Annotated in this window: 31 protein-coding genes; 11 read left to right on the forward strand and 20 right to left on the reverse strand. The window is 62.6% G+C overall.

From position 1 onward, the window contains the following. Positions 1-7: 7 nt before the first annotated feature. The 13 genes from BLV41_RS13460 to BLV41_RS13520 all read right to left on the reverse strand — a co-directional run bounded on the left by BLV41_RS13460 (position 8) and on the right by BLV41_RS13520 (position 8,541). Positions 8-346 carry a hypothetical protein gene (locus BLV41_RS13460; RefSeq protein WP_074712070.1) on the reverse strand — a complete coding sequence of 113 codons (339 nt, stop codon included), beginning with the start codon at positions 344-346 and terminating at the stop codon, positions 8-10. After that, positions 343-957 carry an Asp23/Gls24 family envelope stress response protein gene (locus BLV41_RS13465; protein ID WP_074712071.1) on the reverse strand — a complete coding sequence of 205 codons (615 nt, stop codon included), beginning with the start codon at positions 955-957 and terminating at the stop codon, positions 343-345. The genes BLV41_RS13460 and BLV41_RS13465 overlap by 4 nt, the downstream gene beginning before the upstream one ends. Next, complete coding sequence (locus BLV41_RS13470) at positions 954-1,472, reverse strand: RNA polymerase sigma factor (protein ID WP_074713317.1); 519 nt, start codon at positions 1,470-1,472, stop codon at positions 954-956. Before BLV41_RS13470 ends, BLV41_RS13465 begins: the two co-directional genes overlap by 4 nt. Before the next feature lie 158 nt (positions 1,473-1,630). Then, positions 1,631-1,888, reverse strand: coding sequence for a GlsB/YeaQ/YmgE family stress response membrane protein (locus tag BLV41_RS13475; protein WP_074712072.1), 258 nt, complete (start codon positions 1,886-1,888; stop codon positions 1,631-1,633). A gap of 28 nt (positions 1,889-1,916) precedes the next feature. Then, a complete protein-coding gene (locus BLV41_RS13480) occupies positions 1,917-2,111 on the reverse strand; it encodes a CsbD family protein (protein ID WP_074712073.1) in 195 nt (64 codons plus the stop codon). A gap of 22 nt (positions 2,112-2,133) precedes the next feature. Next, the gene (locus tag BLV41_RS13485; protein WP_074712075.1) at positions 2,134-2,745 is read right to left on the reverse strand and encodes a hypothetical protein; all 612 of its coding nucleotides are present in this window, start codon (positions 2,743-2,745) and stop codon (positions 2,134-2,136) included. Further along, positions 2,742-3,338, reverse strand: a complete 597-nt coding sequence (locus BLV41_RS13490) for a DUF6286 domain-containing protein (RefSeq protein WP_139244328.1) — start codon at positions 3,336-3,338, stop codon at positions 2,742-2,744. Before BLV41_RS13490 ends, BLV41_RS13485 begins: the two co-directional genes overlap by 4 nt. Further along, positions 3,335-3,745: a hypothetical protein gene (locus tag BLV41_RS13495; protein ID WP_074712079.1), complete on the reverse strand. Its 411-nt coding sequence runs from the start codon at positions 3,743-3,745 to the stop codon at positions 3,335-3,337. The genes BLV41_RS13490 and BLV41_RS13495 overlap by 4 nt, the downstream gene beginning before the upstream one ends. Then, entirely contained in the window at positions 3,742-3,933 is a 192-nt protein-coding gene (locus tag BLV41_RS13500; RefSeq protein WP_074712080.1) for a DUF2273 domain-containing protein, read from the reverse strand. Before BLV41_RS13500 ends, BLV41_RS13495 begins: the two co-directional genes overlap by 4 nt. Beyond that, on the reverse strand, positions 3,930-4,430 hold the full coding sequence (locus tag BLV41_RS13505; RefSeq protein ID WP_083360970.1) for an Asp23/Gls24 family envelope stress response protein: 501 nt from the start codon (positions 4,428-4,430) through the stop codon (positions 3,930-3,932). The genes BLV41_RS13500 and BLV41_RS13505 overlap by 4 nt, the downstream gene beginning before the upstream one ends. A 167-nt stretch (positions 4,431-4,597) precedes the next feature. Next, the gene (locus tag BLV41_RS13510; RefSeq protein WP_044572869.1) at positions 4,598-4,903 is read right to left on the reverse strand and encodes a hypothetical protein; all 306 of its coding nucleotides are present in this window, start codon (positions 4,901-4,903) and stop codon (positions 4,598-4,600) included. A gap of 112 nt (positions 4,904-5,015) precedes the next feature. Next, the gene (gene ppc, locus BLV41_RS13515) at positions 5,016-7,835 is read right to left on the reverse strand and encodes a phosphoenolpyruvate carboxylase (protein WP_074712081.1); all 2,820 of its coding nucleotides are present in this window, start codon (positions 7,833-7,835) and stop codon (positions 5,016-5,018) included. Between the two features lie 136 nt (positions 7,836-7,971). After that, positions 7,972-8,541 (reverse strand): SRPBCC domain-containing protein, encoded by a 570-nt coding sequence (locus BLV41_RS13520; RefSeq protein ID WP_074712083.1) that lies wholly within the window; start codon positions 8,539-8,541, stop codon positions 7,972-7,974. 121 nt (positions 8,542-8,662) lie between these two features. On the opposite strand from BLV41_RS13520, the gene BLV41_RS13525 reads away from it, so the two are divergent. Further along, complete coding sequence (locus BLV41_RS13525) at positions 8,663-9,466, forward strand: DUF1684 domain-containing protein (RefSeq protein ID WP_074712085.1); 804 nt, start codon at positions 8,663-8,665, stop codon at positions 9,464-9,466. A gap of 17 nt (positions 9,467-9,483) precedes the next feature. Here BLV41_RS13525 and BLV41_RS13530 read toward each other — a convergent pair whose 3' ends face one another. Together BLV41_RS13530 and BLV41_RS13535 are read right to left on the reverse strand one after the other, a co-directional pair. Further along, positions 9,484-10,662: an acyl-CoA dehydrogenase family protein gene (locus BLV41_RS13530; RefSeq protein WP_074712087.1), complete on the reverse strand. Its 1,179-nt coding sequence runs from the start codon at positions 10,660-10,662 to the stop codon at positions 9,484-9,486. Next, the gene (locus BLV41_RS13535; protein WP_074712089.1) at positions 10,659-11,438 is read right to left on the reverse strand and encodes a 3-hydroxyacyl-CoA dehydrogenase; all 780 of its coding nucleotides are present in this window, start codon (positions 11,436-11,438) and stop codon (positions 10,659-10,661) included. Before BLV41_RS13535 ends, BLV41_RS13530 begins: the two co-directional genes overlap by 4 nt. 185 nt (positions 11,439-11,623) lie before the next feature. On the opposite strand from BLV41_RS13535, the gene BLV41_RS13540 reads away from it, so the two are divergent. Beyond that, on the forward strand, positions 11,624-12,706 hold the full coding sequence (locus BLV41_RS13540; RefSeq protein WP_074712091.1) for a glycoside hydrolase family 76 protein: 1,083 nt from the start codon (positions 11,624-11,626) through the stop codon (positions 12,704-12,706). Between the two features lie 18 nt (positions 12,707-12,724). Here BLV41_RS13540 and BLV41_RS13545 read toward each other — a convergent pair whose 3' ends face one another. Next, complete coding sequence (locus tag BLV41_RS13545) at positions 12,725-13,312, reverse strand: YdeI/OmpD-associated family protein (protein ID WP_074712092.1); 588 nt, start codon at positions 13,310-13,312, stop codon at positions 12,725-12,727. A 48-nt stretch (positions 13,313-13,360) separates the two neighbouring features. Between BLV41_RS13545 and BLV41_RS13550 the strand changes: the two genes are divergently transcribed. The 3 genes from BLV41_RS13550 to BLV41_RS13560 all read left to right on the forward strand — a co-directional run bounded on the left by BLV41_RS13550 (position 13,361) and on the right by BLV41_RS13560 (position 15,268). Continuing rightward, positions 13,361-13,936: a hypothetical protein gene (locus BLV41_RS13550; protein WP_074712094.1), complete on the forward strand. Its 576-nt coding sequence runs from the start codon at positions 13,361-13,363 to the stop codon at positions 13,934-13,936. Between the two features lie 9 nt (positions 13,937-13,945). Beyond that, a complete protein-coding gene (locus BLV41_RS13555; protein WP_044572888.1) occupies positions 13,946-14,485 on the forward strand; it encodes an NUDIX hydrolase family protein in 540 nt (179 codons plus the stop codon). 66 nt (positions 14,486-14,551) lie between these two features. After that, positions 14,552-15,268: an SRPBCC family protein gene (locus tag BLV41_RS13560; RefSeq protein WP_074712096.1), complete on the forward strand. Its 717-nt coding sequence runs from the start codon at positions 14,552-14,554 to the stop codon at positions 15,266-15,268. 20 nt (positions 15,269-15,288) lie between these two features. On the opposite strand, the gene BLV41_RS13565 is transcribed toward BLV41_RS13560, so the two are convergent. Beyond that, on the reverse strand, positions 15,289-15,777 hold the full coding sequence (locus BLV41_RS13565; RefSeq protein ID WP_074712098.1) for a MarR family winged helix-turn-helix transcriptional regulator: 489 nt from the start codon (positions 15,775-15,777) through the stop codon (positions 15,289-15,291). A 135-nt stretch (positions 15,778-15,912) separates the two neighbouring features. Between BLV41_RS13565 and BLV41_RS13570 the strand changes: the two genes are divergently transcribed. Together BLV41_RS13570 and tgt are read left to right on the forward strand one after the other, a co-directional pair. Further along, positions 15,913-17,370, forward strand: coding sequence for an MFS transporter (locus BLV41_RS13570; RefSeq protein WP_244516904.1), 1,458 nt, complete (start codon positions 15,913-15,915; stop codon positions 17,368-17,370). A gap of 157 nt (positions 17,371-17,527) precedes the next feature. Beyond that, entirely contained in the window at positions 17,528-18,877 is a 1,350-nt protein-coding gene (gene tgt, locus BLV41_RS13575) for a tRNA guanosine(34) transglycosylase Tgt (RefSeq protein WP_074712100.1), read from the forward strand. A gap of 90 nt (positions 18,878-18,967) precedes the next feature. On the opposite strand, the gene BLV41_RS13580 is transcribed toward tgt, so the two are convergent. Continuing rightward, complete coding sequence (locus BLV41_RS13580; RefSeq protein ID WP_074712102.1) at positions 18,968-19,681, reverse strand: queuosine precursor transporter; 714 nt, start codon at positions 19,679-19,681, stop codon at positions 18,968-18,970. A 214-nt stretch (positions 19,682-19,895) separates the two neighbouring features. Between BLV41_RS13580 and BLV41_RS13585 the strand changes: the two genes are divergently transcribed. After that, on the forward strand, positions 19,896-20,798 hold the full coding sequence (locus tag BLV41_RS13585) for a hypothetical protein (RefSeq protein ID WP_074712103.1): 903 nt from the start codon (positions 19,896-19,898) through the stop codon (positions 20,796-20,798). Positions 20,799-20,845: 47 nt separating this feature from the next. On the opposite strand, the gene BLV41_RS13590 is transcribed toward BLV41_RS13585, so the two are convergent. Continuing rightward, positions 20,846-21,430 carry a GyrI-like domain-containing protein gene (locus BLV41_RS13590; protein ID WP_244517023.1) on the reverse strand — a complete coding sequence of 195 codons (585 nt, stop codon included), beginning with the start codon at positions 21,428-21,430 and terminating at the stop codon, positions 20,846-20,848. Then, complete coding sequence (locus BLV41_RS22950) at positions 21,384-21,671, reverse strand: MerR family DNA-binding transcriptional regulator (RefSeq protein WP_342028201.1); 288 nt, start codon at positions 21,669-21,671, stop codon at positions 21,384-21,386. Before BLV41_RS22950 ends, BLV41_RS13590 begins: the two co-directional genes overlap by 47 nt. Positions 21,672-21,861: 190 nt before the next feature. Between BLV41_RS22950 and BLV41_RS13595 the strand changes: the two genes are divergently transcribed. From BLV41_RS13595 to BLV41_RS13605, 3 genes are read left to right on the forward strand one after another with little or no spacing between them, the layout of a single operon-like run. Further along, positions 21,862-22,716, forward strand: a complete 855-nt coding sequence (locus tag BLV41_RS13595) for a MurR/RpiR family transcriptional regulator (protein ID WP_074712104.1) — start codon at positions 21,862-21,864, stop codon at positions 22,714-22,716. 41 nt (positions 22,717-22,757) lie between these two features. Continuing rightward, entirely contained in the window at positions 22,758-23,963 is a 1,206-nt protein-coding gene (locus BLV41_RS13600) for an amidohydrolase (RefSeq protein WP_074712106.1), read from the forward strand. 12 nt (positions 23,964-23,975) lie between these two features. Continuing rightward, positions 23,976-25,319 carry a DUF3100 domain-containing protein gene (locus BLV41_RS13605; RefSeq protein WP_074712107.1) on the forward strand — a complete coding sequence of 448 codons (1,344 nt, stop codon included), beginning with the start codon at positions 23,976-23,978 and terminating at the stop codon, positions 25,317-25,319. Positions 25,320-25,330: the final 11 nt, after the last annotated feature.

Genomic DNA, 25,330 nt, shown 5'->3' on the forward strand with positions numbered 1-25,330 from the left:
AGTCCACCTAGACGCCCAGGGCCGCGACCTCCACGACTGTTTTCACGTCCACTTCGGGTCGCTGGCCCACCACGAGGGTACGGATTTCGGCTGCGACTGATCGGGCCAGTGCCGGCGCCGGCACCGAACCATCGGTGCCGATGCGTACCTTGACGGTCATCAAGGGGCGGTCATCGGTCTCTTCCTCAGCACACACCACGAATGGCACCGATGTGGCGGATTCCCCCGCCCCCACCAACGCACCCAGTTGCTTGACGGCCGTCAGCCACAAGGGATCGGCCGAATACACGGTATCAACGCCGTCCAGGCCCATCACCCACTGGTGAATCTGATCTTCTAGGCTCATGGCCGTTCCTCTCCGGTCACGTCGATTTCATTACCACCGATTTCAGCAGCGTCGTCCAAGGGCGGCCTCATGTCAGTGAACGCCACGTGCACAGCCACAACATTAAGCTCGGTGTGCACCAGCATCTCGGCTGCTACCGCGTCCCGCAATTCCTGTGCCAGAGGGGGCAGCGGATACCCATACCTGGCCGAAACGTTGATATGTACATCAACAGGCGCACCGGCAACACTGACGTCGCCTTCCAGACGGCAGCGCCCTATCAACACGCCACCTAGCGAGTCACCAACAGAGCGAACCATGGCAATAACCGCGCCTTCTGTCTCACTCAGTTCATCCAACGGGCCACCACTGAGTGGAATGGAACGCCCTGCACGGGTTTCCATGCGCAGGTTGGCCAACATGCCATCGAGCCAGCCCGGGCCATCGGCAGCCGCGGAAGCAACGTCGTCGGCCATTAGATCCAAAGCTGCGGCGCCCAGGCTGCGCAGCCCCGCGAGGCGCGCCTGGCACTGCGGGCAGTGTTCAACGTGCTGGATATCGGCGCAGACACCGGTGTCGAGGTAGTCGCTGAGGTCTTCGATGCGCCGGCCGCAATCATGCGTGGGGTTCATCGCCATTCCTCCATTTCCGTCACAAGCGTGGTCCGTGCCCTGGCCAGCCGGCCGCGCACGCTGGCGGCGCTAATTCCCAGCGCCTCGGCGATCTCGTCGTAAGACTGACCACCAAATTCTTTCAGAACCCAGCATCTTCGCTGTTCCTCAGGAAGGCGGGCCAGTGCCCGGCTGAGGGCCAGCCGGGCAGACCCGGCCACGGCGGCCTGCTCCGGAGTAGGTTTTCGGTCGGCAGGATCGGCCTGGTCATCGAGGTTGTCGTGGACCTTGCGTCGGCGTCCGGCGTCGACCGCCCGGTGACCAACAATGCGCATGAGCCAGGCCTTCACGGCGGCACCATCTTGCAGTGACCCGATATCTTTCCAGGCCGTGACCAGCGCGTCTTGAACCACGTCGTCGGCTTCGTCAAAGGAACGGGTTAAGCGCCGGGCGTAGGCGCGCATGAGGGCTCCGTGGCGGCGGGCCAGCGTTTCAAAGGCCGCAACATCGCCGTCGGCGGCTCGCTCGGCCAACATCTGATCGGGAGCGTCGGCGAGCTTATGCGGCAGGTCTTGCTGAGGTTTCACCGGCTTGCGCCCTTTCTTCTTTCAAGGCCGTCATGGTTACTTGAGGCTGAGCCTATAGGCACTACTGGCCGGCAGGATGCAAGCGCCTGCCGGCCGGGGTGTTTGCGCTACTTGCGGCCGCGGATGGCGCCGTAAGCCGCGGCAACTACCAGGCCGCCACCAATGGACAGGAGCCAGGTTTTGATGTTGAAGAACGTACCGAGATCAGCGTTGAAAATGATTGATCCCAACCACCCACCAACAATGGCGCCCACAATGCCCAAGATGATGCTGGTAACCCAGCCGCCGCCCACCTTGCCGGGCATGATTGCCTTAGCAATCGCTCCTACGATCAAGCCGAGAAAAATAAATCCAAAGAAACCCACGGGTTTGCTCCTTTTGTTGTGTTCCTACTTAGTTGGTGAAGCCGTCTTTGATGTCCTTGGCGGCGTCCTTGACCTTTTCGCCGGCCTGCTTGGCTGATGCGGAGGCCTGATCGGTGCGGCCCTCCTGTTCAAGCTCTGGGTTGTTCAGCAGCTTGCCGGCCGTTTCTTTAGCCGAGCCGAGACCCTTTTCGGTGTTGTTGCTGATCTTGTCTGTCAATCCCATGGTGTGCTCCTTTAGTAGTTCCTCATGCCACGCGTTCTGTGCGGGCAAATTTGCTGCGCGTTCCGGCCTTGATACGGACCAGAACGGGAAGTTGGATGCCCAGAAGTTCATCCAGGCCGTCCACAAGCTGTTCGATGGCGGCGCTCACCTCAGCAGGCGAGGCCCCCTTCCGCGCCTGAACACTGATTTTCAGTCCGGTTCTGCCTGCGGTGCCCCGTGTTTTCCACGACTGAACCGAGGTTGAAAGAACCTGAGTGTTCTCTGCCAGCGCGGCCTTGATTGCCTGCGCGGCCACTGCGGTGTCGACTCTTGTGCTTCCGGCATCACTGTCCTGCCGAGCCAATTGGTTGCTGCGGCCGGTGCCTTGTGAGGCAATCCAACACACGGACAACACGGCAATCAGGATCAGCAATGCCAGTAGCGCAACGGTCCACCAACTGGTGTCCGTTCCTGGAATCCGGGCCGCATCCAGCCGTTCCTGAATGCGGGCCCAGATCGTGGTGCCGGCGAAGGTCCAACGTTGGGCGAATCCCCTGTTGGTCCCCGCCACTAGTGCGGCAGCTCCTGCCAAGGCAAGTACCAGACCGAACACGGCCAGCAATGCGCGGTTCAGACCGCGATTGGTGCCGTTCATGCTCCCACCGCCCCTTGCGAGCCGGTGGAAAAAGTGATGGCCAAGGGCTTGCGAAGCCCGTAACCGGCCATCTCGCGTTCCACTGCTTCGCGAATGGCATTCGTGTCCACGCTCCGGCCAGCGCCGGGGCGGATTCTCACGTCAACACGCTTGCGACTGACGCTGCTGGCCACTTGTTCAGGGGCCAGCCTCGCTGCCGTGCGGGCAGTCCGTGAGACGGCTGCGGCGAGAACTTCGCTGTCAACAACGACGGCGGAGCGATCGTTTTCGATGATGTGCCGCGGCTTGGTGCCGGGCAAGAATGCTGCCACCAAAAGGGCCAGGCCCAACAAAGCTGCGACCGTACCGGCTGCGGCAAGCGCTCCGGGGATGGTGTCCGTGGCCAAGGATGCCGTGCGGCTGGCCAGCTCTGCCGGCGCCACCAGCAAGGCTGGATCTCCCTTGAACGAAAGCACCTGTTCAACCCCCAGCCAAACAACGGCCACGAATACAACAATGGCGCTCGCGATGGACAAGAAGGACCGGCTGGAACGCGTCTCCCGCAGGTTCAGCCGCTTGATCAGCTGTGGCTGCACTGCCTGCATATCTCTCATAGGACCCTCCCTGCGGTTGATGGTTTTCCGTGGTGGACACCGGTGAACCGAATATCCACCTGCCCTACGCTTGTCCCGGCCAGATCATGGAGGCGTTGGGCCACAATTTTCCTGGCCTCTGCCGCGCGCTCGAACAGGGTGCCAGCACGGTTCTTTACTTGTTCCTTGCCCGCGGTCTCAGGCGGCATCGGGATGACCAGAGGCACGGCGAGCTGGACGCTGACTTGCCCCTGCCCATCGTGGATCCCGGCCCGCACGTCCCGTAGCGGAACGTTGAAGGCGTCGGCGGCGATGGCTGCAACCAATTGATGCATGGTGCCGGAGGAAATGCTGGTGTATCCGGCACGCATGGTGTGGTGGTTGGCTAGCTGTGCTTCCTGCTCAAACCCCAGCGTGCCGGCACTCATGAGGAAGTGCGCTTGCCGCGAAGGGCGTCGAGAACGCCACGCAGATCCAAGCGGCCGTCAATGCTTCGGCCCACCACGGCACCCACGGCCATGAACAGTGCCACCAGAAGCATGGCCCAGAATCCGAAGGCCAGGGCACAGATGGCCAAGGTGGCGGCTATCGCCGTTCCTGCAATGGTGGCACTCATGAGACTCGGGCTTCGCGCTGGCCGCCCTGGTCATCGGTCCGCTTGGCTGCGACGAGCTTTTCATCAGACTCATCAGACTCTGATGCGATGTGGATGTCCGTGATGGAGACGTTGACCTCGGTCACTTCCATGCCCACAACGTCTTCGACGGCGGCGTAGATTGCGTCCCGAACATCGTCGGCAACCTTCTGCAGCGGGTGGGGGTACTCCACAACAAGCGTCACATCCACGGCTACCTGGGTCTGGCCAACTTCAACGCTGACGCCCTGGGTGAGATCCTTCTGGCCCACGGCTTCGCGAATGCTTCCCAACGCGCGGGCTGCCCCGCCGCCCAAGGCGTACACACCGGGGATGTCCTGCGCTGCGATGCCGGCAACCTTGGCGACAACACCGTCAGCCACTGTGGTGGTTCCACGGCTCGTGACCGTCTGCTTGGCCGGTGCGCTCGTAGCGCCCTGGTTGCTGGCCTGGTTCTTGATCTGAGGCTGAGTAGTCAAAATAATCACTCCCGAAGTTTTTCGTTTAGATTCTTCTTCTAGCTCGGCGCCTTGTTGGCGCCTACACAGATAAGGCGTACTGACCGGTAGATTCGTCACGGTCAATCTTATGTGATCCGCATCACATAAGAATTTAGCCTGTGGCGGTGATGAGAAATGTCCGCTGTCTAGAGCGCGAGCCACTTTCCCGCTGACCTGCGGTAGCTGCGCAGCGCACCCGTAGTGGCCACCTCGTTGACTCCGTGAGCCATCGAGACGGCGGCGTTGCGCGCAAACTGGTTCTCGGCGTCGTACTCGCTTGCCTCAACCATGAACCGCACGGTGATGCGCGGGACACCTGCCACGATGTCCAGCTGGTTGGCCTCAACAACGTGGGCGGACTCCACAGTGGCAACAGCCATGTTCATGACATCTTCAGGGGCGTGACCAGGACGCAGGCCGGTGATTTGAAGGGTGGCGCGGAAGGAAGGCATGGCTCCAGCCTATTTGGAACGGGCTCCACACAAAAATGCCGCCGTTCCCGCATATTGCCGCAGCTGTAGCGGCGGCAATATGCGGGAACGGCGGCATTTTCAAAGTGGGTGACTACCCCGTGTTGCGCAGGCCGGCGGCCACACCGTTGATGGTGATCAGCATGGCCCGCTGCAAGCGCTCGTCCACCTCGGACTTGGTGATGTCTGCTTCACGGACGCGCCGCAGCAACTCCACCTGGAGGTACGAGATGGGGTCCAGGTACTGATCGCGGACGTTCAGTGAACGCTTGAGCAGCGGCTGGTTGTCCAGCAGTTCGCTCTCGCCGGTGAGCAGCTGAAGTTCAGCCACGGTGAGATCGTATTCTGCGCGAATCGTGGTGAACAGGTGCTGCAGCTCGGCGGGAACCAGGCTGGCCACGTAGTGCGCGGCGATGTCCATATCCGTTTTGGCCAGCGTCATTTCCACGTTGGAGATGGTGGAGGAGAAGAAGTGCCAGTGCTTGAGCATCTCCTTCAGGTCTTCGGAACGGCCGGCTTCACGAGCAGCCTTCAGGCCGGAGCCAACACCGAACCAGCCCGGCACGATCTGGCGTGACTGGGTCCATCCGAATACCCACGGGATCGCTCGCAGACCGCCCAGGCCGGAGCCCGAGTCGGGGCGCTTGGACGGGCGTGAGCCGATGTTCAGCGATCCGAGCTGCTCCACGGGGGTGGAGGCCAGGAAGTAGGCAGGCAGGTCCTCGTGGTCAATGAGCGTCCGGTACGTATCAAAGGCGGCATCGGACATAACTTCCATGATGGCGCCAAAACGCTCAAGGTCATCGTCCGAGTGGCGCGGAGCCTGATGCAACGCCGAACCCTGCATGACGGCTGCCAGCGAGAGTTCAAGGTTTTCACGGGCCAGTTCCGGCAGGGAGTACTTGTCGGAGATGACCTCGCCCTGTTCTGTGAACTTGATGGCGCCTTCCAGAACGCCGTTCGGCTGGGCCATGATGGCGTCGTACGTGGGTCCGCCACCGCGGCCCACGGAACCACCGCGGCCGTGGAACATGCGCACGTTGACACCGTGCTTGAGGGCCACATCGCGCAGCTTGCGCTGGGTCTTGTGGATCTCCCACTGGCTGGTCAGCACACCGGATTCCTTGTTGGAGTCCGAGTAGCCGAGCATGATTTCCTGCACGTCTCCGCGCAGGCGCACCAATTCGCGGTACGAGGGATCGGAGAGGAGCTGGTCAACAATTTCTGCTGAAGCTCGGAGCTCGTCCACGGTTTCCAACAGCGGGGCGAAGCCAATCTTCGCGTAACGGTTCTCGCCTGTCAGCTGGACCAGGCCGGCTTCGCGGGCCAGCACAGCAGGGGCCAGGACATCGTCGGCACCGCGGGTCATGGAGACAATGTACGTCTCCACTACGTCCGGACCGTAGGTGCGCAAGGCGCGGCGAACCACACGGAAGACGTCGTACGTACCGTTCGCTGCGCCGTCGAGCTCGATCGGGTGACCGGACAGCGGGCGGTGGCTGGCCAGCTCGGTGCCCAAAACAGCGAGGCGCTCGGCCCGGTCCAGATCGGCGTAGGGCTTGGCAAGCTCGCCCACGCGATCCATCAGCTGACCCACGGCATCGTGGTGGTAATCAGCGTGCTCGCGGATATCCAGCGTGGCCAGGTGCAGGCCGAAGGAGGCGATGGCGCGGCGTACCGAGGCGAGTGCGCCGTCGGCCACGAGTGCTGCGGAGTTGTTGCGCAACGATGCTTCCAAAAGCTCGATGTCCGCAAGGAGCTCGGAGGTGGCGCTGTAATCGCGGCCGGGCTCATGGTAGCCGTCAGCAGCCACACGCTTCTGGGTGTTGATGAGCTTGGCCTTGATGCAGGTGAGCTTCATGCGGTAAGGCTCATCGGCGTTGAGTTCAAGAACGCGCGGGTCAATCGCGGGCAGGTTGGCAAGATCGACGGCGATGGAATCAGTCAGCGCAGCGTCCGCACCATAGAGGGCGCTGGAGTTGGAGAGGACGCTGAGCAGCTCATCGATCAGGACCAGGGAGATCTTCACGGCGTTCTGGTTTTGCAGGATCAGGACCTCGCGCGTCACCTCGGAGGTGACGTTCGGGTTGCCGTCGCGGTCTCCACCAATCCAGGAGCCGAAGCGCAGCGGGGCGGCGTCGGCCGGCAGGGAGACACCGTGCTCGCCCAGCAGGTCGCTGAGTTCGGTCAGGACCTCCGGCATGGCATCGGTGAGGATGTTGCGCAGGTAGTAAATCGCGTTCCGGGCCTCATCCATGGGGGTGGGGCGGACCTTGCGAAGCTCATCTGTCTGCCACATCTGGTCAATAATTTCGGCCAGCTTGCGGTCCTGGCGCGTGCGGGCGGTGCTGCCCTCTTCGGAGGGCGTGGCCAGGATGTCGGAGAGCTTGCGGATCTTATCCAGCACCGAACGCCGTGAGGCTTCCGTGGGGTGAGCCGTGAAGATGGGGCGCACATCGAGTTCGTTGACTACCTTTTGCAGCGCCTCGGCACCCGCTTTTTCGGCAATCTCGGTAACGGCCTTGGCGAGCCAGCCGTCCTTTTCCGGACGTGAGCGCAAGCTGCGCACGCGGTGTACCTGCTCGGCCGCGTTGGCTAGGTGGAAGTAAAACGCGAAGGCGCGCACCAAATCGGTTGCCTGCTCGAGTGGCAGGGAGGCGAGGACCTCACGGACCTGCTCTGCGACGTCGTTCGCGCTCCACGGGCCGGTGCCGGATTCGCCGCGCGCGGCTTCCTTGGATTCCTTGGTCAGCAGGCGAACCTGCTCCACCATGGCCAGCAGCTCGGGGCCGTGCTGGCGGACCAGGGATTCGCCCAAGAGGGTGCTGACGCGGCGCACATCGGCACGCAGGTCTGTGTCCTGCTCCGGTTCTTGAGCGGCGCCCTGAGGGTTGGATTGCAAGTCTGAGCTCATGAGTCAGCGTCCTTACGGTCTGTGAATCTGGGGTGCTCGTATGCATCGTTGGATACGGTGGGGCCCAAGACAGGGCCTTTTGGATCTTACGTTGCGTTGGAGCGGCGGAGCCAATCTGTCTCAGATACTGAGGTGTTTAGGCGCCGGCGTAGAGTGCGTGAGCCTGCTCCCAGCAAGGGTAGAAATCATCCCACCAGTGCTGCCAGTCAACGCTCTTGCCGTCCAAGGCTTCCTGCAAATGATCAAGGTGGACATGCCAACCAGCTAGCGACATCAGCACCACTTCCGGCTGCACGGCAATGACGTTGCTGAAGACCAGCCGGGTTCCGTTTTCTGCCGGTGTCAGCTCAATGCGGATGCGCCCGTGCATGTCATTGGAGAATTCCAGCAGGGAGGGCTCGTTGGCCTCCACGATCCGGCCATACCACCAGTCGCTTTCGATCCCGTGGCCCTCGTCCTTGAGATTGAGCCACTTCACGTCAAAGGAGGACCCGGTTTTGGCCTGGCCGCGCACCTTGGCCCACCACATCTGGGTTTTTTCCGGATCGGTGAGCATGGCCCAGACAACCTCCGGGGCCGCCGCGTACTGCCGGGTCAACGTCAGTTCCGTGCGTTGCGCATCCAGCGGGACGGCGTTGCCCAGGGGGAATCGGGACATGTCCTTATTGAGTGCGGCGTTGGGTGAGTGTGTTGATCTTGTTGCCATGGGTCCATTCTTCCATCACTTGTGCTTCTTCGGTTGGTGCCTCGGCGACGTCTTGGAATACGCGCCCAGCCGAAATCGTTGTGGGTAGTGTGGATCTTCCGCACAGTCTGCAAGGAGCATCATGAGCACCAACACTGCCGAACTCGACCGCCTCACCCAGCGATGGGAACGCTTCCGCACCGGTCGCAACACCTCGCTGGCCGGTCCCCACGGCTGGCTCACCTTGACCTCCTTCCAATGGCTGCCCACCTCCCCGTCCCCCTTGGCCGGAGTCCCCGGACTGTGGGGTTTTGAAGGCACGACGGCGTCCCTCACCGCCGCCGTCGAGGATCACCTCACGCTGGTTTCGACTGGGGAGCCGGTGATCGGCACCATAACCGCCGATTTGGTGGATGAAGAGTCTCTGAACTGGGTTTCTGCCGGGTCCGTGGTGGTTGAGCTGGGTGTACGGGCCAATCGCTACATGATCCGCACCCGCGACTCCGAGTCGCCCACTCTGGTGAACTTTGCCGGTGTTCCCGTGTTTGATTACAACCCTGAGTTGGTCGTCACCGGCACCTTTACCCCCTACTCTGCCCCTCGTGCTGAGGTCATCAAGACAGCCAACCCAGAAGTTGCCGGGCGCGCCGTGCTGGTTGGTGAGGTGTCCTTTGAACTCTTCGGTGTCCAGTACTCCCTCGCCGCGGAGGAGGGATCGCTTGGTTCCCTGGTGGTGGCCTTCCGCGATGCCAGCAACGATGACACTACCTCGCACTGGCGCAAGGTGGAGCTGACTCGCCCACGGCCAGACGGTTCAGTGGTGGTGGATTTCAACCGGTCCATCAACTACCCCAGCGCCTTCACCGACTACGGCACCTGCCCCGCACCAGTTATTCAGAACAGGCTGCCCTTGGCCATCGAAGCCGGCGAGCGCGACCCCCGCTAACGGCTCGTCTCGGCGCCTTAGACGATCGCGGAGACGCCTGTGATGGCCCGGCCGGCAATGAGTGTGTTGATCTCGTGCGAGCCCTCATAGGTGTATATCGCCTCGGCATCGGCAAAGATCTTCGCCATGCCGTAATCGCTCACGATCCCGTTGCCGCCCAGAATGGATCGCCCGAGGGCTACCGTCTCCCGCATGGCTGCCGTGGTGTGTGCCTTTGCCAGGGCAACCTGCGCCATGGAGGGGCCCCCGTCCGAGCCATCCTGGAGCCCCGCGATGCGGACCATCATGGCCAGCGACGAGGTTGCGTTGCCGAGCATTCTCACCAACTGGTCCTGCACCATCTGGAATGAGGCGATCGGCCGGCCGAACTGTTGGCGTTTCACAGCGTAGGCGCGGGCCACGTCAAAGGCGGCAAGTTGCTGCCCCACGGCCTGCCAGGCAACGGAGATGCGTGATCCCAACAGCAACTTGTTAATATCCACGAATGAGTTAACCGTGGCAATCCGGTCTTCCTCTTCGACCCGCACGTCCGTCAGGGTGATGTGTGCGTTTTGGACGGTTCGCAGGGCGATCTTGTTTTCAATCTTGGTCCGCACCACGCCGGGTGCGGAGGCGTCCAGGAAAAATCCCCGCACCTGCCCACCCTCAGCGTCACGGGCCCACAGCAGCATCCGGTCGCAAAACGTCCCGTTGCCAATCCAGCGCTTGGCACCGTTAAGCACCCAGTGGGTGCCGCCGTCGTCGCTCACGCGCTGAGCGGTAGTGACCATCCCACCGGCCACGTCGCTGCCATGGTCCGGCTCGGTTAGTGCGAAGGCGCCGGTGCTCCGCAGCATGAGCGCGTCCGGGAGCAGCCGTGCCTTCTGCTCCTCCGAGCCGAAGTCGATCAGCGCCTGGACGAAGAGATCGTGATGAACCAGGAAGAACGTGGCCATCGAGGTGTCAGCGCGGGTCATCTCCGCCACAACCAGCCCGGTGAAGAGATGGCTCAGTTGGCGGCGGTCCGGGGCGGCGAGGTCCAGCGCGGCGATCTTGGGCAGGATGTGCGCCGGGAACTGCGCCTCGTTCCACCAGCCGACGGCGTGCGGCGCCACCTCTGCTGCGAGGAACGAACGCAGTTGCGCCAGCTTGGCCGTCTCCGTGGCACTGAGCAATGACTCAAAGTCATAGAAGTCCGCGGCGGGCAACGTGCTCATTTCGGCGCCATCCGGATTGCGCCGTCGAGCCTGATGGTCTCGCCGTTGAGCATGGCGTTCGCTGCAATGTGTTCCACGAGTGCGGCGTATTCGGCCGGTTTGCCCAGGCGCGAGGGGTGCGGGACCTGCTGGCCCAACGAATCCTGCGCGGCCTGTGGCAACCCGGCCAGCATGGGTGTCTCAAAAATGCCTGGCGCAATCGTGACCACGCGGATCAGCGAACGGGCCAGCTCGCGCGCCAGTGGCAGGGTCATGGCGGCGACGGCACCCTTGGACGCGGCATAGGCGGGCTGCCCGATCTGGCCGTCAAAGGCAGCGACGGATGCGGTGTTCACAATGACACCGCGCTCGGCGCCGAACTCCCCCGCCAGCGGCTCGGCGGTGGCCATGGCCTCGGCACACAACCGCACCACGTTGAAGGTGCCGATCAGATTGATCTGGACCACGCGGCTGAACTGCTCCAGCGGCAGCACACCCTCACGCCCCAGAACCTTGCCCGGCGTCGCAATTCCGGCGCAATTGACCACAATTCGAAGCGTCCCCAACCCGGCAGCGGCCTCGATGGCGGCACGTACTTGGTCCTCATTGGTCACATCGGCCGGAGAAAATACGGCGCGCTCGCCCAGTTCGGCGGCAAGGTCCGCGCCGGTTGAGTTTGGCAGGTCAACAAGTACCACGGCGGCCCCAGCCGCATGTAGCCGCCTCGCCGTTGCCGCACCCAAGCCGGACGCGCCTCCCGTAATGAGCGCGACCGTGCCGTTATTCGAAATTTCCATGGTTCCTCCTCGTTGAGGTGCGCCCGCTGCGGGGCCGGAAGATGTTGCGTTAATGCATACTAACCAAAATTTCTGGCAGGTGGGTTCCTCCCGCGGCGGGATCCCGCGAGGTGATGCAGCGTTGACGAAAAGCCGACGTTAAGTGATGCAGCGTCTGGGACAGGCAGGACAGTACGCTTTACTCCATGACTGGCTTTGACGCACACGCCCGCAACCCGGCCACCACGTGGGCCGCGCTCGCCGCAGAGGCCGGCGCAGACGTGAACACCCGCTTTGGCCACCGCCTGATGGGAATACCCGGAACCTGGATTGGCGCCTTGGAAGCAGGCGCAGCAGAAGGTCCCGATGCCCACCTTCCCTCCGGCCGGCGGCGTCGAACGGATACGCGCCAACGGCCGTGGTCCCAATGGCATTACTGGTGGCAATCGCACTATCTCGACTCCATCATCGATGCCGCGTTCCAGGCGTTGTCTCAAGCAGATCGGATTACCGCTCGCGCAGCGTTGCGCCAGGCCCGACAGCTTCTCAGGGGCATCTTGATCCGCAACTTTGGGGTGTTTCCCAACTACTACTTCGATGACATGGCTTGGCTGGCGCTCGCAGCGGGGAGACTCAACGCGCTCTCTGTGCGCCTGGAGGCCAGAAGCTCACCGCTTGCGCTTCATGCTGTCAAGACTTTGACCAAGCAGCTGCACGGCGCCCACGATTCCGTGGTGGGCGGTGGCATTTACTGGTCCCGAAAACGCGATTTCAAAAACACCCCCGCCAACGGACCGGCTGCTCTTCATTTTGCCCGCATGGGCGAATCGGACACTGCCGGGGCAATTGTGGGCTGGTTACGCGCAGAGCTCTTCGATCCAGAGACGGGACTGTATCTCGACGGTATCCACCCGTCGGCCACGGGCCGGGACGTGGAGCGCACCGTCTACACCTACAACCAGGGGCCCATCCTGGCCGCACTCCTGAAACTTGGCCGGCCGCAAGACCTCACCGATGCAACGGCACTGATCGAGGCTGTTGGCCGGGGCCTCCACACGCCCGGTCAAGGCCTGCGGCTGGAGCCAGGCGGAGACGGCAGCCTTTTTACTGGAATCCTCTGCAGGTATCTGGCGCTCGCGGCCCAGGACTTGCGGCTGCCGGCACGAAGCCGGGAGACGGCGTCGACCATGGTCCTCGAGACGGCTGCCCGGCTCGGCGGCGAACCACCCGCCCAGCTTTCGGCGGCAGTGCAGCGCTGGACAGTTCTCGCGGCGGCGGCCTCCCTCTAGGCGCGAAAAAGCCGCGCGTTACGGACGGTTTTTTTGCGGATACGGTGTCTCGCCGGCCTCGAGCATCTGCACGAATCCGGCGATCTTTGACGCCCTGACGGCCGGGGTCTTGACCGAGTTGGTGCGGTAAATCAAGGCATAGCGGTTGACCGAGGTGAGCACGTCAAACATCGCCTGCGCCCGTGGACTGGCAGAAATCGCCTCGGCAAGATCATCGGGGACTTGGGCATCCGCCTGCCCGGAGTAGGCAATCTCCCATCGACCGTCGGCCTTCGCTGCATCCGCTACTGCCGTCCCTGCCGGCTGCATGAGCCCCGCCGCGACCAGCCGCTCATAGTGCCCGGTGTTGATTCTTGACCATTTGCTGGTCCGCGTCCGTGGCGTGAACCGGCGCAGGTGACTGCCGTCGTCGCGCTTGCCGGCCACTCCGTCAATCCAACCGAAGCACAGTGCCTCGTCCAGTGCAGCAGCGTAGTTCAGCTCCGTCACATTCCCGCCCTTCTTGTGCAGCACCAGCCGCACACCAGGGCTGGACTCGTGGTTGCGCACCAGCCATTCGCGCCAGGCAGCAGAGTCGGGGAGCAGGAGTTCAGGAAGTTCAGCCATGGCTCAACACTAATATTGGAAGCACCCCCGGAACCACCAGGAGAAACCATGCTGCGCGTCCGCCCCGTCCACTACACGTCACGGATCGATGATTTCGCCGCGGAACTCCTCACTCAAGGGTTGCGCTGCGTGGAGAACCAGGGCGGTTGGCGCGTCTTTGACTCCGGCAGTGGCAAGGTAGGCGTGCACGCGGTGGATGCTGGCAGCGCCGGTGATGGCACCACGGATTTGGGCTTTGAGGTGCGCGACTGCGAGATCTTTGTCCGCCGCACCCTCGAGGACGGCACCGCCGCTGAACTCATCGAATCCGCCCACGGCACCTCTGCGCGCGTCACGGCCCCCGACGGCTTCACCTTTCTGGCCGATCCCTCCACCGATCTGCGTCTCCCCGCCGACGACACGCCGCTGGCGGTCACTGTCGTGTGGCGGACCCCGGATATCGCCGCCGCCAACAAGGTCCTGTCCAACATCGGTGCCCGTCTCGTCGCCGAGCACCCGGGCGGCGGATCCCTGTTCCGGGCCAAAAACGGTGGCTTCGTGACCACGGCGGCCGGTGCGGTGTCCGGCGTCGAACTTGAGCGATTTCACAGATCCGGTGCGGCACTCGGGGCGGGTATGGGGTAAAACTTAGGTATGAGCGTTCGCACACCTGATCCTTATCCCGGCTGGCTGTCCGATGAAGACCTGTACGAAGCCCGAAACCGGCTTCCCATGGTCTATGTGGAAGCCGTTCCGGTGCGTCTTGATCCCCTCGGCTACGTCAACGAGGTTGGATTGCTGCTGCAGGCCGACGACGAAGGTTCCATGGTGCGCACCCTGGTCTCCGGGCGTGTTCTGTACCGTGAAACCATTCGCGCCGCCCTGATCCGCCACATTGAAAAGGATCTGGGGCCGCTCGCGTTCCCGCAGCTTCCAGTAAGCCCTGTCCCGTTCACCGTGGCCGAATATCTGCCTTCCCCCTCTCAGACGGGCTTCACCGACGAGCGCCAGCATGCCGTGGCCATGGTCTACGTGATCCCGGTGACGGGTGAATGCGAACCCCGCCAAGACGCGCTTGAACTGACCTGGATGACACCGGAAGAAGTCCTGAGCCCCGGCGTGCAGGAAGAGTTCGTGGGCGGCCGCGGCTCGTTGGTGCGTCAGGCGATCTCCTACGCAGGGTTGGGGCGCTAGAAGCCTCATTCGGCTCTTGGGCGTGTAACCCTAGCCCCGTGAACTATCCGGCGTAGATTACGTTCCATGGCGACCACCCAGCTCTCTGTCCTTGTTAACGCAGATGCCGAACAGTTGTGGCTCATGCTCCGTGAACCGGGCCGACTCGCGCAATGGCACGGGTGGGAAATGGAAGGTCTGGATGATGAAATCCAGCAAATCTATTACTCCAACGTGACCGAGCATCCCGATCACCTGCGCCTGGATCTGGAAATGGGCGACGTGTTCACGCTGGAGCCGCGGCCAGATGGCACCCTATTGACCCTCACCCGCGGCGAGGCCACGGGTGAATGGGCCAAGTATGACGATGACATCACCGAGGGCTGGACCATGTTCCTGCAGCAGCTGAAATTCGCAGTGGAGCACCATCCCAGGACCCCGCGCCGAACCATCTATGTTGACGGCACCAGCTCTGCGCACACCAACCTCTGGGATGCCCTGGGCATTGACACCGGGTGGCTGCCCGATCCCGGCGAACCGTATGAACTCACACTCAACACAGGGGCAACCCTGAAGGGCAAGGTTTGGTATCGCACCGAAACTCAGCTGGGCCTGACGGTGGCGGACTACGCCGAGCACGGTGACGGACTGCTGGTGATGGCCCGCCAAGCACAGCTGGAGGGAGTCCGTGAGCATCCCGGCGCCCAAATCATCGTCAGCAGCTACGGGCTGGGAACTGCGGCCTTTGAAGCCATCGGTTCACAATGGGACTCCTTCATGGAAGACCACTTCCCCGAGGGCTGACCCGGCAAGCCTCTCAAGTGTCAGCCCTGCGCAGTGCCCGAAAGCGCAGCGTCGCCTAACCGCGGCCAAGGCGCATCCTCCATTGTTTCCACATCCTGGTTGAACTCCCGCAAGAGCACCATGAGCTGCTGCCGCTTTTTCTCGGGCCACGTGCCCACTACTCCGCGGAGCCCTGCCTCGTAAGTTGCCCTTGTCTGGACCAAGGCCGCGAGCCCTTGTGTTGTGGGAGCTACGCGGCGGGCCACTTCGCCTGCCGCTCCCGGCACGTATTCCACATACCCCAAACGCAATAGTGCCCCCAGCTGGCGATGCACCGTGGAAGTGTCAAGGCGCAAGGCGTGCGAGAGTTCCTTGAGCGTCATCGGATCCACCAGCTCAAGCCTGCTCAACAACAAATAGGCCGAGCGCTCGATCATGGGCGTATCCCGCGGGTGGGGGCGGAGCTGATACCGGGATAGAAGCATGAGTTCGTATTGCATCTGCTGTACCGAATCATTGGCGTCCGTCATGTGTCTCCCTGGGTATGGGCTGGCTTCCGTTCAAGTTTAGCAAGCGGTTGCTTCATGCAAGTTGCTTGCACTGCACAAATGAGTTGTATGATGCATAAGCGCTTTGCGTGCCGAATTCCCTTATCCAGGAGCCCAGTGAGCCAAATCAGTTCAACACCCAGCAAGAAATCCCCTTCCCCACGCGCCGCCGTCGCAGTCTTGGCGTTCGTGGGCATTGTCGCCTCACTCATGCAGACCATCGTGGTGCCGCTCATCCCCCAGCTGCCGGCGCTCCTGCACACCTCCGCCACAAACACGTCGTGGATCATCACCGCAACCCTGCTGGCCGGAGCGATTGTCACGCCCATTGCCGGCCGCCTGGGCGACATCTTCGGCAAGCGGCGCGTACTGGTCATCTCACTGGTGCTACTCGTGGCCGGTTCCATCATCTGCGCCCTCACCAGCTCCCTGGGCATGATGCTGGCTGGCCGAATCCTGCAGGGGTTGGCCATGGGTGTGATCCCGTTGGGAATCAGCATTCTGCGCGATGAACTGCCTCGTGAAAAAGTTGGCTCGGCCGTCGCCACCATCAGCGCCACGATGGGTGTTGGCGGCGCCATCGGTCTGCCGATCTCGGCCCTGATTGCACAGAACGCCGATTGGCATGTCTTGTTCTGGGCCGCCGCCGGTTTGGCCGTTCTGGCCTTGCTGTTGGTTCTCGTTGTGCTTCCGGAGTCCGCCTTGCGCACGCCGGCGAGGTTCGACGGCGTGGGTGCAGCAGGTCTGGCCGCTGGACTCGTGGCCTTGCTGCTGCCGATCACCAAGGGTGCAGACTGGGGCTGGGGAAGCCCTCTGACGCTGGGCCTGTTTGCAGCCGCCGTGGTCATCTTGGTTCTGTGGGGCATCTTTGAGCTGCGCGTCTCCGCTCCCTTGGTTGACCTGCGCGTCTCTGCCCGCCCCCAGGTGCTCTTCACAAACTTCGCCTCGATCGCCGTCGGCTTCGCCATGTACGCCATGAGTCTGGCCTTCCCGCAGCTGCTCATGGCTCCTACCGCCACCGGATACGGACTCGGCCTGTCCATGGTTCAAGCCGGCTTGGCCATGGCCCCGGGTGGTCTGGTCATGATGGCACTCTCACCCGTCTCGGCACGCTTGTCAGCCCGCCGAGGCCCCAAGGTGACCTTGATCGCCGGCGCGGTTGTGATTGGCACCGGTTACGTCCTTGCGTTCTTCCTGACGGACGCCGTGTGGCAGGTCATCGCTGCCGGCATGATCATCGGAGCAGGCATCGGCTTGGCTTATGCCGCCATGCCCGCCCTGATTATGGGAGCCGTCCCACTGAAGGAAACAGGTGCCGCCAACGGCTTGAACTCACTCATGCGCGCCGTGGGCACCTCCACCTCGGCCGCCGTGATGGGCGTGGTCCTGGCCAACATGACCATGTCGATCGGACCGGCAACTGTGCCAACCCTGGCCGGTTTCCACACCACATTCCTGATTGCCATCCTCGCAGCGGTTGTGGCCGTTGTGCTGGCTGCACTCATTCCACGCAAGAAGAACGCCACCGAGGAGGCGCCGAGCGCGCCTCAAGTGCTGGTCGACGCCCACCACTAAGGGCTCCGCACCGCAAGCAAGGTGTTCCCTCGTTCTGGATCTTTACGTCCCGGAGCGGGGGAACGCCTTGTTGGCGACCCGTTGCGTGAGGCAAGCAACGCCGTCGTTCTTCTCACACGGTGTCATGACGGGACACAAAGACTGGCAAAATGGAACAATGCCCACCCCAGAAACCGTCACGGATCTCATCACGCCAGCGCACACCACCGAACCGCACTCCGTCCCCGGCGGGCCGGCGTCACAGGCTGAATTCGGCTTTGAGGTCACCACCCGGCTGAACGAGACGTGCGCTCCTGACGCCGATGCCATTGAACGCAATGGCGGCAAATTCCAGGGCCGAACTGGCGTCATCACAACACCGCACGGCACCATTAAGACCCCGGCATTCATCGCCGTGGGCACCAAGGCCACCGTGAAATCCGTGTTGCCGGAATCCATGACAGAACTCGGCGCGCAGGCGTTGCTCTCCAACGCCTACCACCTGTACCTGCAGCCCGGCGCAGATATTTTGGACGCTGCCGGCGGGCTCGGCAAGTTTATGAATTGGCAGGGGCCCACATTCACCGACAGCGGCGGCTTCCAGGTCATGAGCCTGGGATCGGGATTCAAGAAGGTCATCAACATGGATGCGGCCGCGTCCTCCCCACATGCCGGAGCCGATGATTCGGTGGCCGTGGGCAAGGAGCGCCTGGCCCATATTGACGACGACGGCGTCTGGTTCAAGTCCCACCTCAACGGTGACATGCACCGCTTCAGCCCCGAAATTTCGATGCAGGTTCAGCATCAAATTGGTGCCGACATCATGTTTGCCTTCGATGAGCTGACCACTCTGCTGAACTCGCGCGGCTACCAGGAGATGTCGCTGGAGCGGACCCGGCTGTGGGCCCTGCGCTGCATTGACGAGCACTTCCGCCTCACCGAGGACCGCGTGGGCAAGCCGTACCAGGCGCTCTTTGGCGTGATCCAGGGCGCCCAGTATGAGGATCTGCGGCGCAAGGCCTCGCACGATCTGGGCGAAATGAACTTTGACGGATACGGCATTGGCGGGGCCCTGGAGAAGGAGAATCTGGGCACCATTGTGCGCTGGTGCTCCGAGGAATTGCCGGAGAACAAGCCCCGCCACCTGCTGGGCATCTCCGAACCGGACGACATCTTCACGGCCATCGAAAACGGGGCAGACACCTTTGACTGTGTCTCCCCCACCCGTGTGGCCCGCACCTCCGCGTTTTACACCCCGGACGGCCGCTTCAACCTCTCCGGCGCCAAGTACAAGCGTGATTTCACGCCCTTGTCCGACGAGTGCGATTGCTACACCTGCGAAAACTACACCCGCGCGTACATCCACCACCTGTACAAGGCCAAGGAGATGGTGTCGGCCACCTTGATCTCCATCCACAACGAACGCTTTGTGGTCAAGATGGTCGACGACGCCCGCCTGGCCATCGAGGACGGCACGTTCTTCGCGTTCAAGGCCGAAGCCCTGCGCCGCTACTACCCGAAGCGGTAGTCCCTTCGCGCCGAAGCCGACAGACCCCTGTTGAGCTGGACGTTGTGCAGCGTCCAACTCAACAGGGGTCCGTCTGTCTCGGCGAAACTGCTACGCCTTGTAAGAAGGTTCGTTGCGCTTGAACCAGCCGATCGCGACCGAGGTGACGGGGATCAGCGCGTACTGCACACCCACCTTGTAGAGGAAGCCGACCACCACGTAGTTGGCGAACATGCCAAAGCCCACGATCCCGATCACTGGCGCGGCCACGGCGCAGAAAATGAGGGTGTCAAGGAATTCGCCGGCACCGCTGGAACCCATGAGCCGCACCCACAGCTTGCGCTCGCCGTGCCGCGCCTTCAGCCGCACCATGATCAGGGAGTTGACTGTCTGGCCGGCCAAGAACGCCAAAAGGCTGGCCAGAACAATCTGCGGCACGGGGCCCAGGGCATCCTGCAGGGCCTGCTGCTTCGCCACGCCGTAGTCGTCGGTGAAGCCGGGCAACACGATGATGACCCAGTAGCAAAGTGACGCGAAGATGGACAGCGCAAACGTGGTGAGGATGGCCTTGCGGTTGACCTTGAAGCCGTAGATTTCGCTGATCACGTCGCCCAGGATGTAGGCGAAGGGGAACAGGAAGAAGCCGCCGTCGGTGATGATGGGGCCAAACTGCACGCCCTTGGAGGCGCCAATGTTGGAGAGAATGACGATCACCGCCATGCACGCCAGCAGGATCCCAAAGTAAGGGCTTCCGACGGCGGCAAAGGTGGGGGCGGCACTGTCTTTAAGAGGGGTTGCCGAAGCATTGCTTTGCAGCGAGGACATGATGAAGTCTCAAATTTCTTTTGTTTAAGTGGTTTGCTCATACCGGCGGCCCCCGGAGGAGATTGCTGGTCGGCTGTATTATCACTGGACCCGTCTGCACCCAGGTCACCCTCAATTCTGCCATGAGCTGCACTTTCTGCCCACAGGGGTGCCATAAGGGTTACGCTGAATTGGAACGCCGAATGCCACAGCAAGGACGCGAGGAGTTACACACATGAAGTACTGGTGGGTCAGCCACGGACGCAATTACGAGTCAGCAATCGACGATGGAATCCTCTGGAGTTGTCCGGATCCTGAGGGTGAGGCCGAGGCGGAACGTAAAATCATCAAGGAGCTCCGCAAGGGCGATGTGGTGTTCAACTACTTTGGCCCCTACGTGCGAGCCGTCAGCGTGGTCGCTGAAAAGTGGCAAGACGCCCCGCGTCCCGAAGGCTTTGAAAAGCAGCTAGGGGAACCAGACAATGGCTGGTTGGTGCGTACCCATCCTCTGGCCCAAAACCTGCAGCTGCACCGCCAACGAGCAGCGGACATCACGGCAGAGGGTGGCCCCGGGCCGTTCAACGCCGCCGGAAAACCCATGCAGCGCTACATTTCAGCTCTCTCTGCCGAAGAGGGACAGGAACTGCTGGCAGAGGCCGGCGTGACAGCTCCGCAATCCTCGGCCACGAGCCTTCGCGGCTTGCCCGGCAGCGTGTGGGGAGCCGATGAACCTGATGAAAAAACCTTAACAACCATTCGTCTGGAACAGGCCTATCTGCGCAAGAACTTGCTGCGGGGACGCTTGACTGCACCGTGCGCACTTTGCGGGGAACTGTACCCCGCCCGGTTGCTGATTGCCGGTCACATTAAGCCGCGTCCCGAATGCACCGACGACGAGCGCATGGACTACGAATCCAACGCCATGCTCACCTGCGCACTGGGCTGCGACGCACTCTACGAGTGGGGGTACATCGTAGTGGGCCCCTCCGGCCAGATTCAGGCCGGCCAGCCAGCCGAAACTCCGCGCATCGAGGCCGCCGCGGAAGCCTTGATAGGCGGCAACTGCACTGCCTTCGATGAGCACACCGCCAAGGCCTTCGCCGAAAACAAGCGGCGGATGCTCGAGCCACAGCCCTAACCCGGGCCCGTGCAGCCTGCCCGAGCGCGGGCAGGCCGCCTCTGCCGTCACCTAAGGGAGGCCACAGGTTCCTGCAATTCGGTGACCCACTGCTCCGGGTCCTCGCTCATGCCGTAGTCAAGATACAGCTCCCGGTTCAGCCCCAGGGAGGTGAACCCGTTTGAGGCGATCCAACGGGCCAGAGCCTGCACAGACGGCATGACATTGTCCATTGTCCCGCGGTGGATCAGCGTTGCGGCCTGCTTCACCGCAGGCAGCGTGACGACGTCGAACTCCCCGCCCCGAACGGAATCGGGGATGGGGCAGCCGGCGTGCACGCGGACGCGACCGCCGTCGAGCGCTTCGTAGTAGGCAACCCCGGGACCCGCGGGTGACATTCCGGCAGCCGCCAGCGCCGTGTACAACTGCTTGTACAGCGGCTGAATGACGGGGCTGATGGACTCCGGTTCGAAGCTTGCCGCCTCGGCGGAAAGTTCCGCGAGCCGGAGCGCCGGCAGGGACTTGATGATGACTTCATATTCAGGCATGACGCCCTCACTTTCAATGACGCGGAGCCTCGCCTCCACTGATGCCAGCCTGGCGGCGTCAGCGGCAAGCTGATCCTCCAGCTCCTCGCGGCGCAGCCGCAACATGCCGCGCAAGTGCCGTGGCTTCGTAGAGCCTGTAGCCGGTGGAATCGACGTGGTCAGGGGACAACAGCCCGATGGCGTCATAGTGGTGCAACATGCGCACCGACACCCGTCCGACTCTGGCGAAATCTCCTATGTAAAACATGACATCTTCAGGTTTACGCCCCTCACACTGTGTCAGGGTCAACACCCTAGTTCTCAAACATGATAATTTCAGCCGCCCGGCTCCAAATACCCATGCCATGACCGACTTGTCTCGGAAAATATTTTCTGACCATGCCCACCCTCAGCATATGCACAGCGCTCCCCCGGAACCTTGATATTTGAGATTCTTGCAATTTCGATTGCTTTTTCAACATTCCTGCAATCATAATTGCAGAGTGACCCAACTAACACCCCCTGCCAAGGCAACCGCAGCTGGTACCCCGTCTCGCATGGACCCCTCCGGCCCCGGCATCGATTGGCTCGATGACATCATGGCCGGCCAGAACCTGCCGAAGGCCCAGGACCGTGTGGCCGAGGTGATCATTCGCAACCCACAGCTCGCCTCATACGCGGAAATCGCTGAGATCGCGGCCCTCGCCGAGGTCAACAACTCATCAGTGGTGCGGGCGGCACAATCCCTGGGATTTCAGGGATGGCCGGACCTGCAGCGTGAATTGCGCTCACGCTACCTCGTGAAGATCTCCACGGAAGACACGCTGGTACAGCACGGGGAGCACAGCAGCCCGCTGCGCGCAGCACTGACACGTGACATGGAAAACCTGCGTCTCACCCTTGAAGCCAACGCACCCGAGGAAGTGGAAGCGGCCATCGCCACCTTGGCCGCGGCGAAGTCCATCCTGGTCCTGGGCCACGGATCCTATGCCGCCCCGGCCGGCGTCATGGCGCACCTTGGCGCCACCATGGGCTACCCCATCACCTTGGAAAGCAGGGGTGGCGTTCACCTCGTCACGAGCACCAACACGCTGGGCCCCGGCGATGTTCTGGTGGTCATCAACATTTGGCGCTCAATCGGCCAGATGATCGCCGCAGCAGAGGCCGCACACCAGGCCGGCGCCACCATCATCGCCATCAGCGACATGCGCCGCGGCCGCCTGGCCACCATCGCCGAACACCTCTTGGTTGTCCCGTCCGAAGGGATCGCCTTCTTCCAATCCGTCACCGCCACCACCAGCGTCGTCTACGGCCTGCTGGCCGGCATGCAGGCCGCCCACCCGGAGCGCAGCCGCGAAACCATCCGCCGCTCGCAACAACTCTGGAAAGACCTCGACATCCACCTCGATTAGCACCAACATTTTTCACCGCACTCTTTTCAAGGAATCCCACCATGAGCCCCACCAATACCACCCCAGCGGCAGCCGCCCTTCATACGGAACTCGCGTCCGGCGTCGAACTGTGGCGTGAAAAGGTCCACGCCCTGGCCCGCGACATTCATGCCAACCCGGAACTCTCCTTCGAGGAGGTCCGCGCCTCCGCCGCCATTGTTGAGCTGCTGCGCGAGGGCGGCTTCGAGGTCGAGACAGGCACCTCTGGACTGCCGACGGCGTTCACCGCCACCGTGGGCAGCGGCGAACTCACCGTTGCCCTGTGCATTGAGTACGACGCCCTCCCGAAGATTGGCCATGCCTGCGGACATAACTTGATCGCCGGAGCCTCGGTTGCCGCCGCGCTGGCCCTGGCGCCGCACGCCGACGCGCTAGGCATCACGCTCAAGGCCATCGGCACGCCCGCCGAAGAACACGGCGGCGGCAAGGCGATCATGCTGGAGGCTGGCGCGTTCGACGGCGTGGGGCTGGCTTTGATGGTCCACCCGGTTCAGGACGGCATCACCTACAACCCTGCCGGAACCAGCGCCCAGGCCGTGGGTCGGTATCGGGCCACCTTCACGGGCAAGGCAGCTCACGCGGCCGCCGCACCGCACCTGGGCGTCAACGCGGCGGACGCCGCCGTGCTGAGCCAGGTGGCCGTGGGCCTGCTGCGCCAGCAGATTCCGGGCGACCATCGCATTGCCATGTACGTGGCGGAGGCCGGGCACGTCACCAACATCATCCCCGAACTTGCCGTGGTTGAATTCGAATGCCGCGCCTTCACCTTGCCGGAATACGAGTCCCTGCTCATCCGTGTCCGCCGCTGCTTCGAAGGCGCAGCCCTGGCCACCGGCACGGAGCTCACCATTGAATCCACCGAGCCCCTGTATGAACCGCTAAGTCAGGACGATGACCTGGCCGCACACTGGACCGCAGCCATGGACTTCTTTGGCAAGGACACCTCCCCCGCCGCCGGGCTGGGCGGCGGCTCCACCGACATGGGCAATGTCTCCCAGGTCATCCCGAGCCTGCACCCGTGGCTCAGCATCCCAGGCGCGGACGTCCCCATCCACTCGCACGCATTTGCGGCACTCGCCGATACCCCGGAGGCCTACACGGTCATGTTTGAGGCCGCCACAGCCTTGGCCTGGACCACGGCCGACGCCGCCAGCAACCCGCAACAACGCCAGCGCTTCATCGCAGCTGCCTACACCCGACAAGACTGAGGTACACACACCATGAGCACTCGAATCGCCCCTGCCAAAGCGGGCCTCAAGCACACCCTGCCCATAGCCGCACTGGCGATTGTCATCGCCGTGGCCGTGCAGTTCATCGGATCCACCAAGATCAACGTTGGCATTGGCTCGATTGTCATCTTCCCCATGGTGTGGGGCCTGATCGTGGGCCTGCTGATCTCCATTCAAAAATTCAAGCCGCTGGGCCTTGACCTGCAGAAGGTGGCCTCGGCGCTGGTGGGCGTTGCCGTCATGCTGCTGGTGGCGCGCCTGGCCTTCAATATTGGCCCCAGCCTTCCCGTACTGGTCAAGGCCGGCCCCGCCCTGTTGCTGCAGGAGGTCGGCCACCTGCTGGGTACCGTCTTCCTTGCACTGCCGCTCGCAGTACTGCTGCGCATGGGCAAGGCAACTGTCGGCGCCACGTTTTCCCTTGACCGCGAGCCATCATTCGCCATGGTCTCGGAAAAGTACGGAGCCGATTCCGACCAGTACCGCGGCGTCCTTGCCATGTACGTTTTCGGCACGCTCTTTGGCGCCGTTTTCATCACCCTTCTGACCTCCCTGGTGGCCAATTGGGGCATCTTCAACCCGCTGGCTCTGGCCATGGGTTCGGGCGTGGGCTCCGGTTCCATGATGGCCGCCTCCGCAGCCAGCATCATCGAGGCCTACCCGGGCGATGAGCAGGCCATCCTTGGCATGGCAGCCGTCTCCAACCTGATCACCACCATCCTTGGTGTCTATGTCGGCATCTATGTTTCGCTCCCCCTTGCCGACAAGTTCTACAAGCTGCTCACCCGAAAGGGCCGCGCCGAGGCTGCCGCCGTTGCCGCCACCCCCGTTTCTGCAACCGCACCCGCGGACGACGACGTCAACCGCGACTTCCGCGAAAAGGTGGCCCAGTCCTCGGCCGAGGTCAAGCTGCCACTGTGGCTCTCGCTGAGTGTGTTGAGCATTCTGGGCTTGGCCACGGCGTCAGTGGCCGCCAAGGGATTGCACTGGAACGTCTTTGGCGGCTACGCCGTGCTCATGGCGCTGGTGCTTCTTGGCCTGTTCCTTGGGAAGGTGTCCCGCAAGATCTCCGCGATCATCTGGATCACCACCATCGGCGCCTACATTTCCAGCCCGTGGTTCTTCGCCGCGCATTGGCTGACCACGCTGGTCTCGGCCGTCGACTTCCTCTCCATCGCCACAGTCATGCTGACCTTGGCGGGCCTCTCGCTGGGTAAGGACGTGCCGCTGCTGAAGAACATTGGCTGGAAAATCATCCCTGTGGGCCTGGTGGCCATCACCGCATCGTTCATGCTTTCGGTGGTCATTGCCGAATTCGCACTCGGATATTGGTCTTAACCGCTAGCATC

The organism is Arthrobacter alpinus (genome assembly GCF_900105965.1).
Classification (GTDB): Bacteria; Actinomycetota; Actinomycetes; order Actinomycetales; family Micrococcaceae; genus Specibacter; species Specibacter alpinus.

Coding starts and splice junctions, on each gene's coding strand:
- BLV41_RS13480 (WP_074712073.1), bottom strand. CDS start 2,111: ATGGGATTGACAGACAAGATCAGCAACAACACCGAAAAGGGTCTCGGC.
- BLV41_RS13565 (WP_074712098.1), bottom strand. CDS start 15,777: ATGACGGACGCCAATGATTCGGTACAGCAGATGCAATACGAACTCATG.
- BLV41_RS13525 (WP_074712085.1), top strand. CDS start 8,663: ATGAGCACCAACACTGCCGAACTCGACCGCCTCACCCAGCGATGGGAA.
- BLV41_RS13535 (WP_074712089.1), bottom strand. CDS start 11,438: ATGGAAATTTCGAATAACGGCACGGTCGCGCTCATTACGGGAGGCGCG.
- BLV41_RS13520 (WP_074712083.1), bottom strand. CDS start 8,541: ATGGCAACAAGATCAACACACTCACCCAACGCCGCACTCAATAAGGAC.
- BLV41_RS13495 (WP_074712079.1), bottom strand. CDS start 3,745: ATGAGTGCCGGCACGCTGGGGTTTGAGCAGGAAGCACAGCTAGCCAAC.
- BLV41_RS22950 (WP_342028201.1), bottom strand. CDS start 21,671: ATGGCATGGGTATTTGGAGCCGGGCGGCTGAAATTATCATGTTTGAGA.
- BLV41_RS13490 (WP_139244328.1), bottom strand. CDS start 3,338: ATGAGAGATATGCAGGCAGTGCAGCCACAGCTGATCAAGCGGCTGAAC.
- BLV41_RS13600 (WP_074712106.1), top strand. CDS start 22,758: ATGAGCCCCACCAATACCACCCCAGCGGCAGCCGCCCTTCATACGGAA.
- BLV41_RS13510 (WP_044572869.1), bottom strand. CDS start 4,903: ATGCCTTCCTTCCGCGCCACCCTTCAAATCACCGGCCTGCGTCCTGGT.
- BLV41_RS13500 (WP_074712080.1), bottom strand. CDS start 3,933: ATGAGTGCCACCATTGCAGGAACGGCGATAGCCGCCACCTTGGCCATC.
- BLV41_RS13580 (WP_074712102.1), bottom strand. CDS start 19,681: ATGTCCTCGCTGCAAAGCAATGCTTCGGCAACCCCTCTTAAAGACAGT.
- BLV41_RS13560 (WP_074712096.1), top strand. CDS start 14,552: ATGGCGACCACCCAGCTCTCTGTCCTTGTTAACGCAGATGCCGAACAG.
- BLV41_RS13585 (WP_074712103.1), top strand. CDS start 19,896: ATGAAGTACTGGTGGGTCAGCCACGGACGCAATTACGAGTCAGCAATC.
- BLV41_RS13530 (WP_074712087.1), bottom strand. CDS start 10,662: ATGAGCACGTTGCCCGCCGCGGACTTCTATGACTTTGAGTCATTGCTC.
- BLV41_RS13555 (WP_044572888.1), top strand. CDS start 13,946: ATGAGCGTTCGCACACCTGATCCTTATCCCGGCTGGCTGTCCGATGAA.
- BLV41_RS13460 (WP_074712070.1), bottom strand. CDS start 346: ATGAGCCTAGAAGATCAGATTCACCAGTGGGTGATGGGCCTGGACGGC.
- BLV41_RS13605 (WP_074712107.1), top strand. CDS start 23,976: ATGAGCACTCGAATCGCCCCTGCCAAAGCGGGCCTCAAGCACACCCTG.
- BLV41_RS13540 (WP_074712091.1), top strand. CDS start 11,624: ATGACTGGCTTTGACGCACACGCCCGCAACCCGGCCACCACGTGGGCC.
- BLV41_RS13595 (WP_074712104.1), top strand. CDS start 21,862: ATGGACCCCTCCGGCCCCGGCATCGATTGGCTCGATGACATCATGGCC.
- BLV41_RS13485 (WP_074712075.1), bottom strand. CDS start 2,745: ATGAACGGCACCAATCGCGGTCTGAACCGCGCATTGCTGGCCGTGTTC.
- BLV41_RS13590 (WP_244517023.1), bottom strand. CDS start 21,430: ATGTTGCGGCTGCGCCGCGAGGAGCTGGAGGATCAGCTTGCCGCTGAC.
- BLV41_RS13470 (WP_074713317.1), bottom strand. CDS start 1,472: ATGTTGGCCGAGCGAGCCGCCGACGGCGATGTTGCGGCCTTTGAAACG.
- BLV41_RS13550 (WP_074712094.1), top strand. CDS start 13,361: ATGCTGCGCGTCCGCCCCGTCCACTACACGTCACGGATCGATGATTTC.
- ppc (WP_074712081.1), bottom strand. CDS start 7,835: ATGAGCTCAGACTTGCAATCCAACCCTCAGGGCGCCGCTCAAGAACCG.
- BLV41_RS13465 (WP_074712071.1), bottom strand. CDS start 957: ATGAACCCCACGCATGATTGCGGCCGGCGCATCGAAGACCTCAGCGAC.
- tgt (WP_074712100.1), top strand. CDS start 17,528: ATGCCCACCCCAGAAACCGTCACGGATCTCATCACGCCAGCGCACACC.
- BLV41_RS13545 (WP_074712092.1), bottom strand. CDS start 13,312: ATGGCTGAACTTCCTGAACTCCTGCTCCCCGACTCTGCTGCCTGGCGC.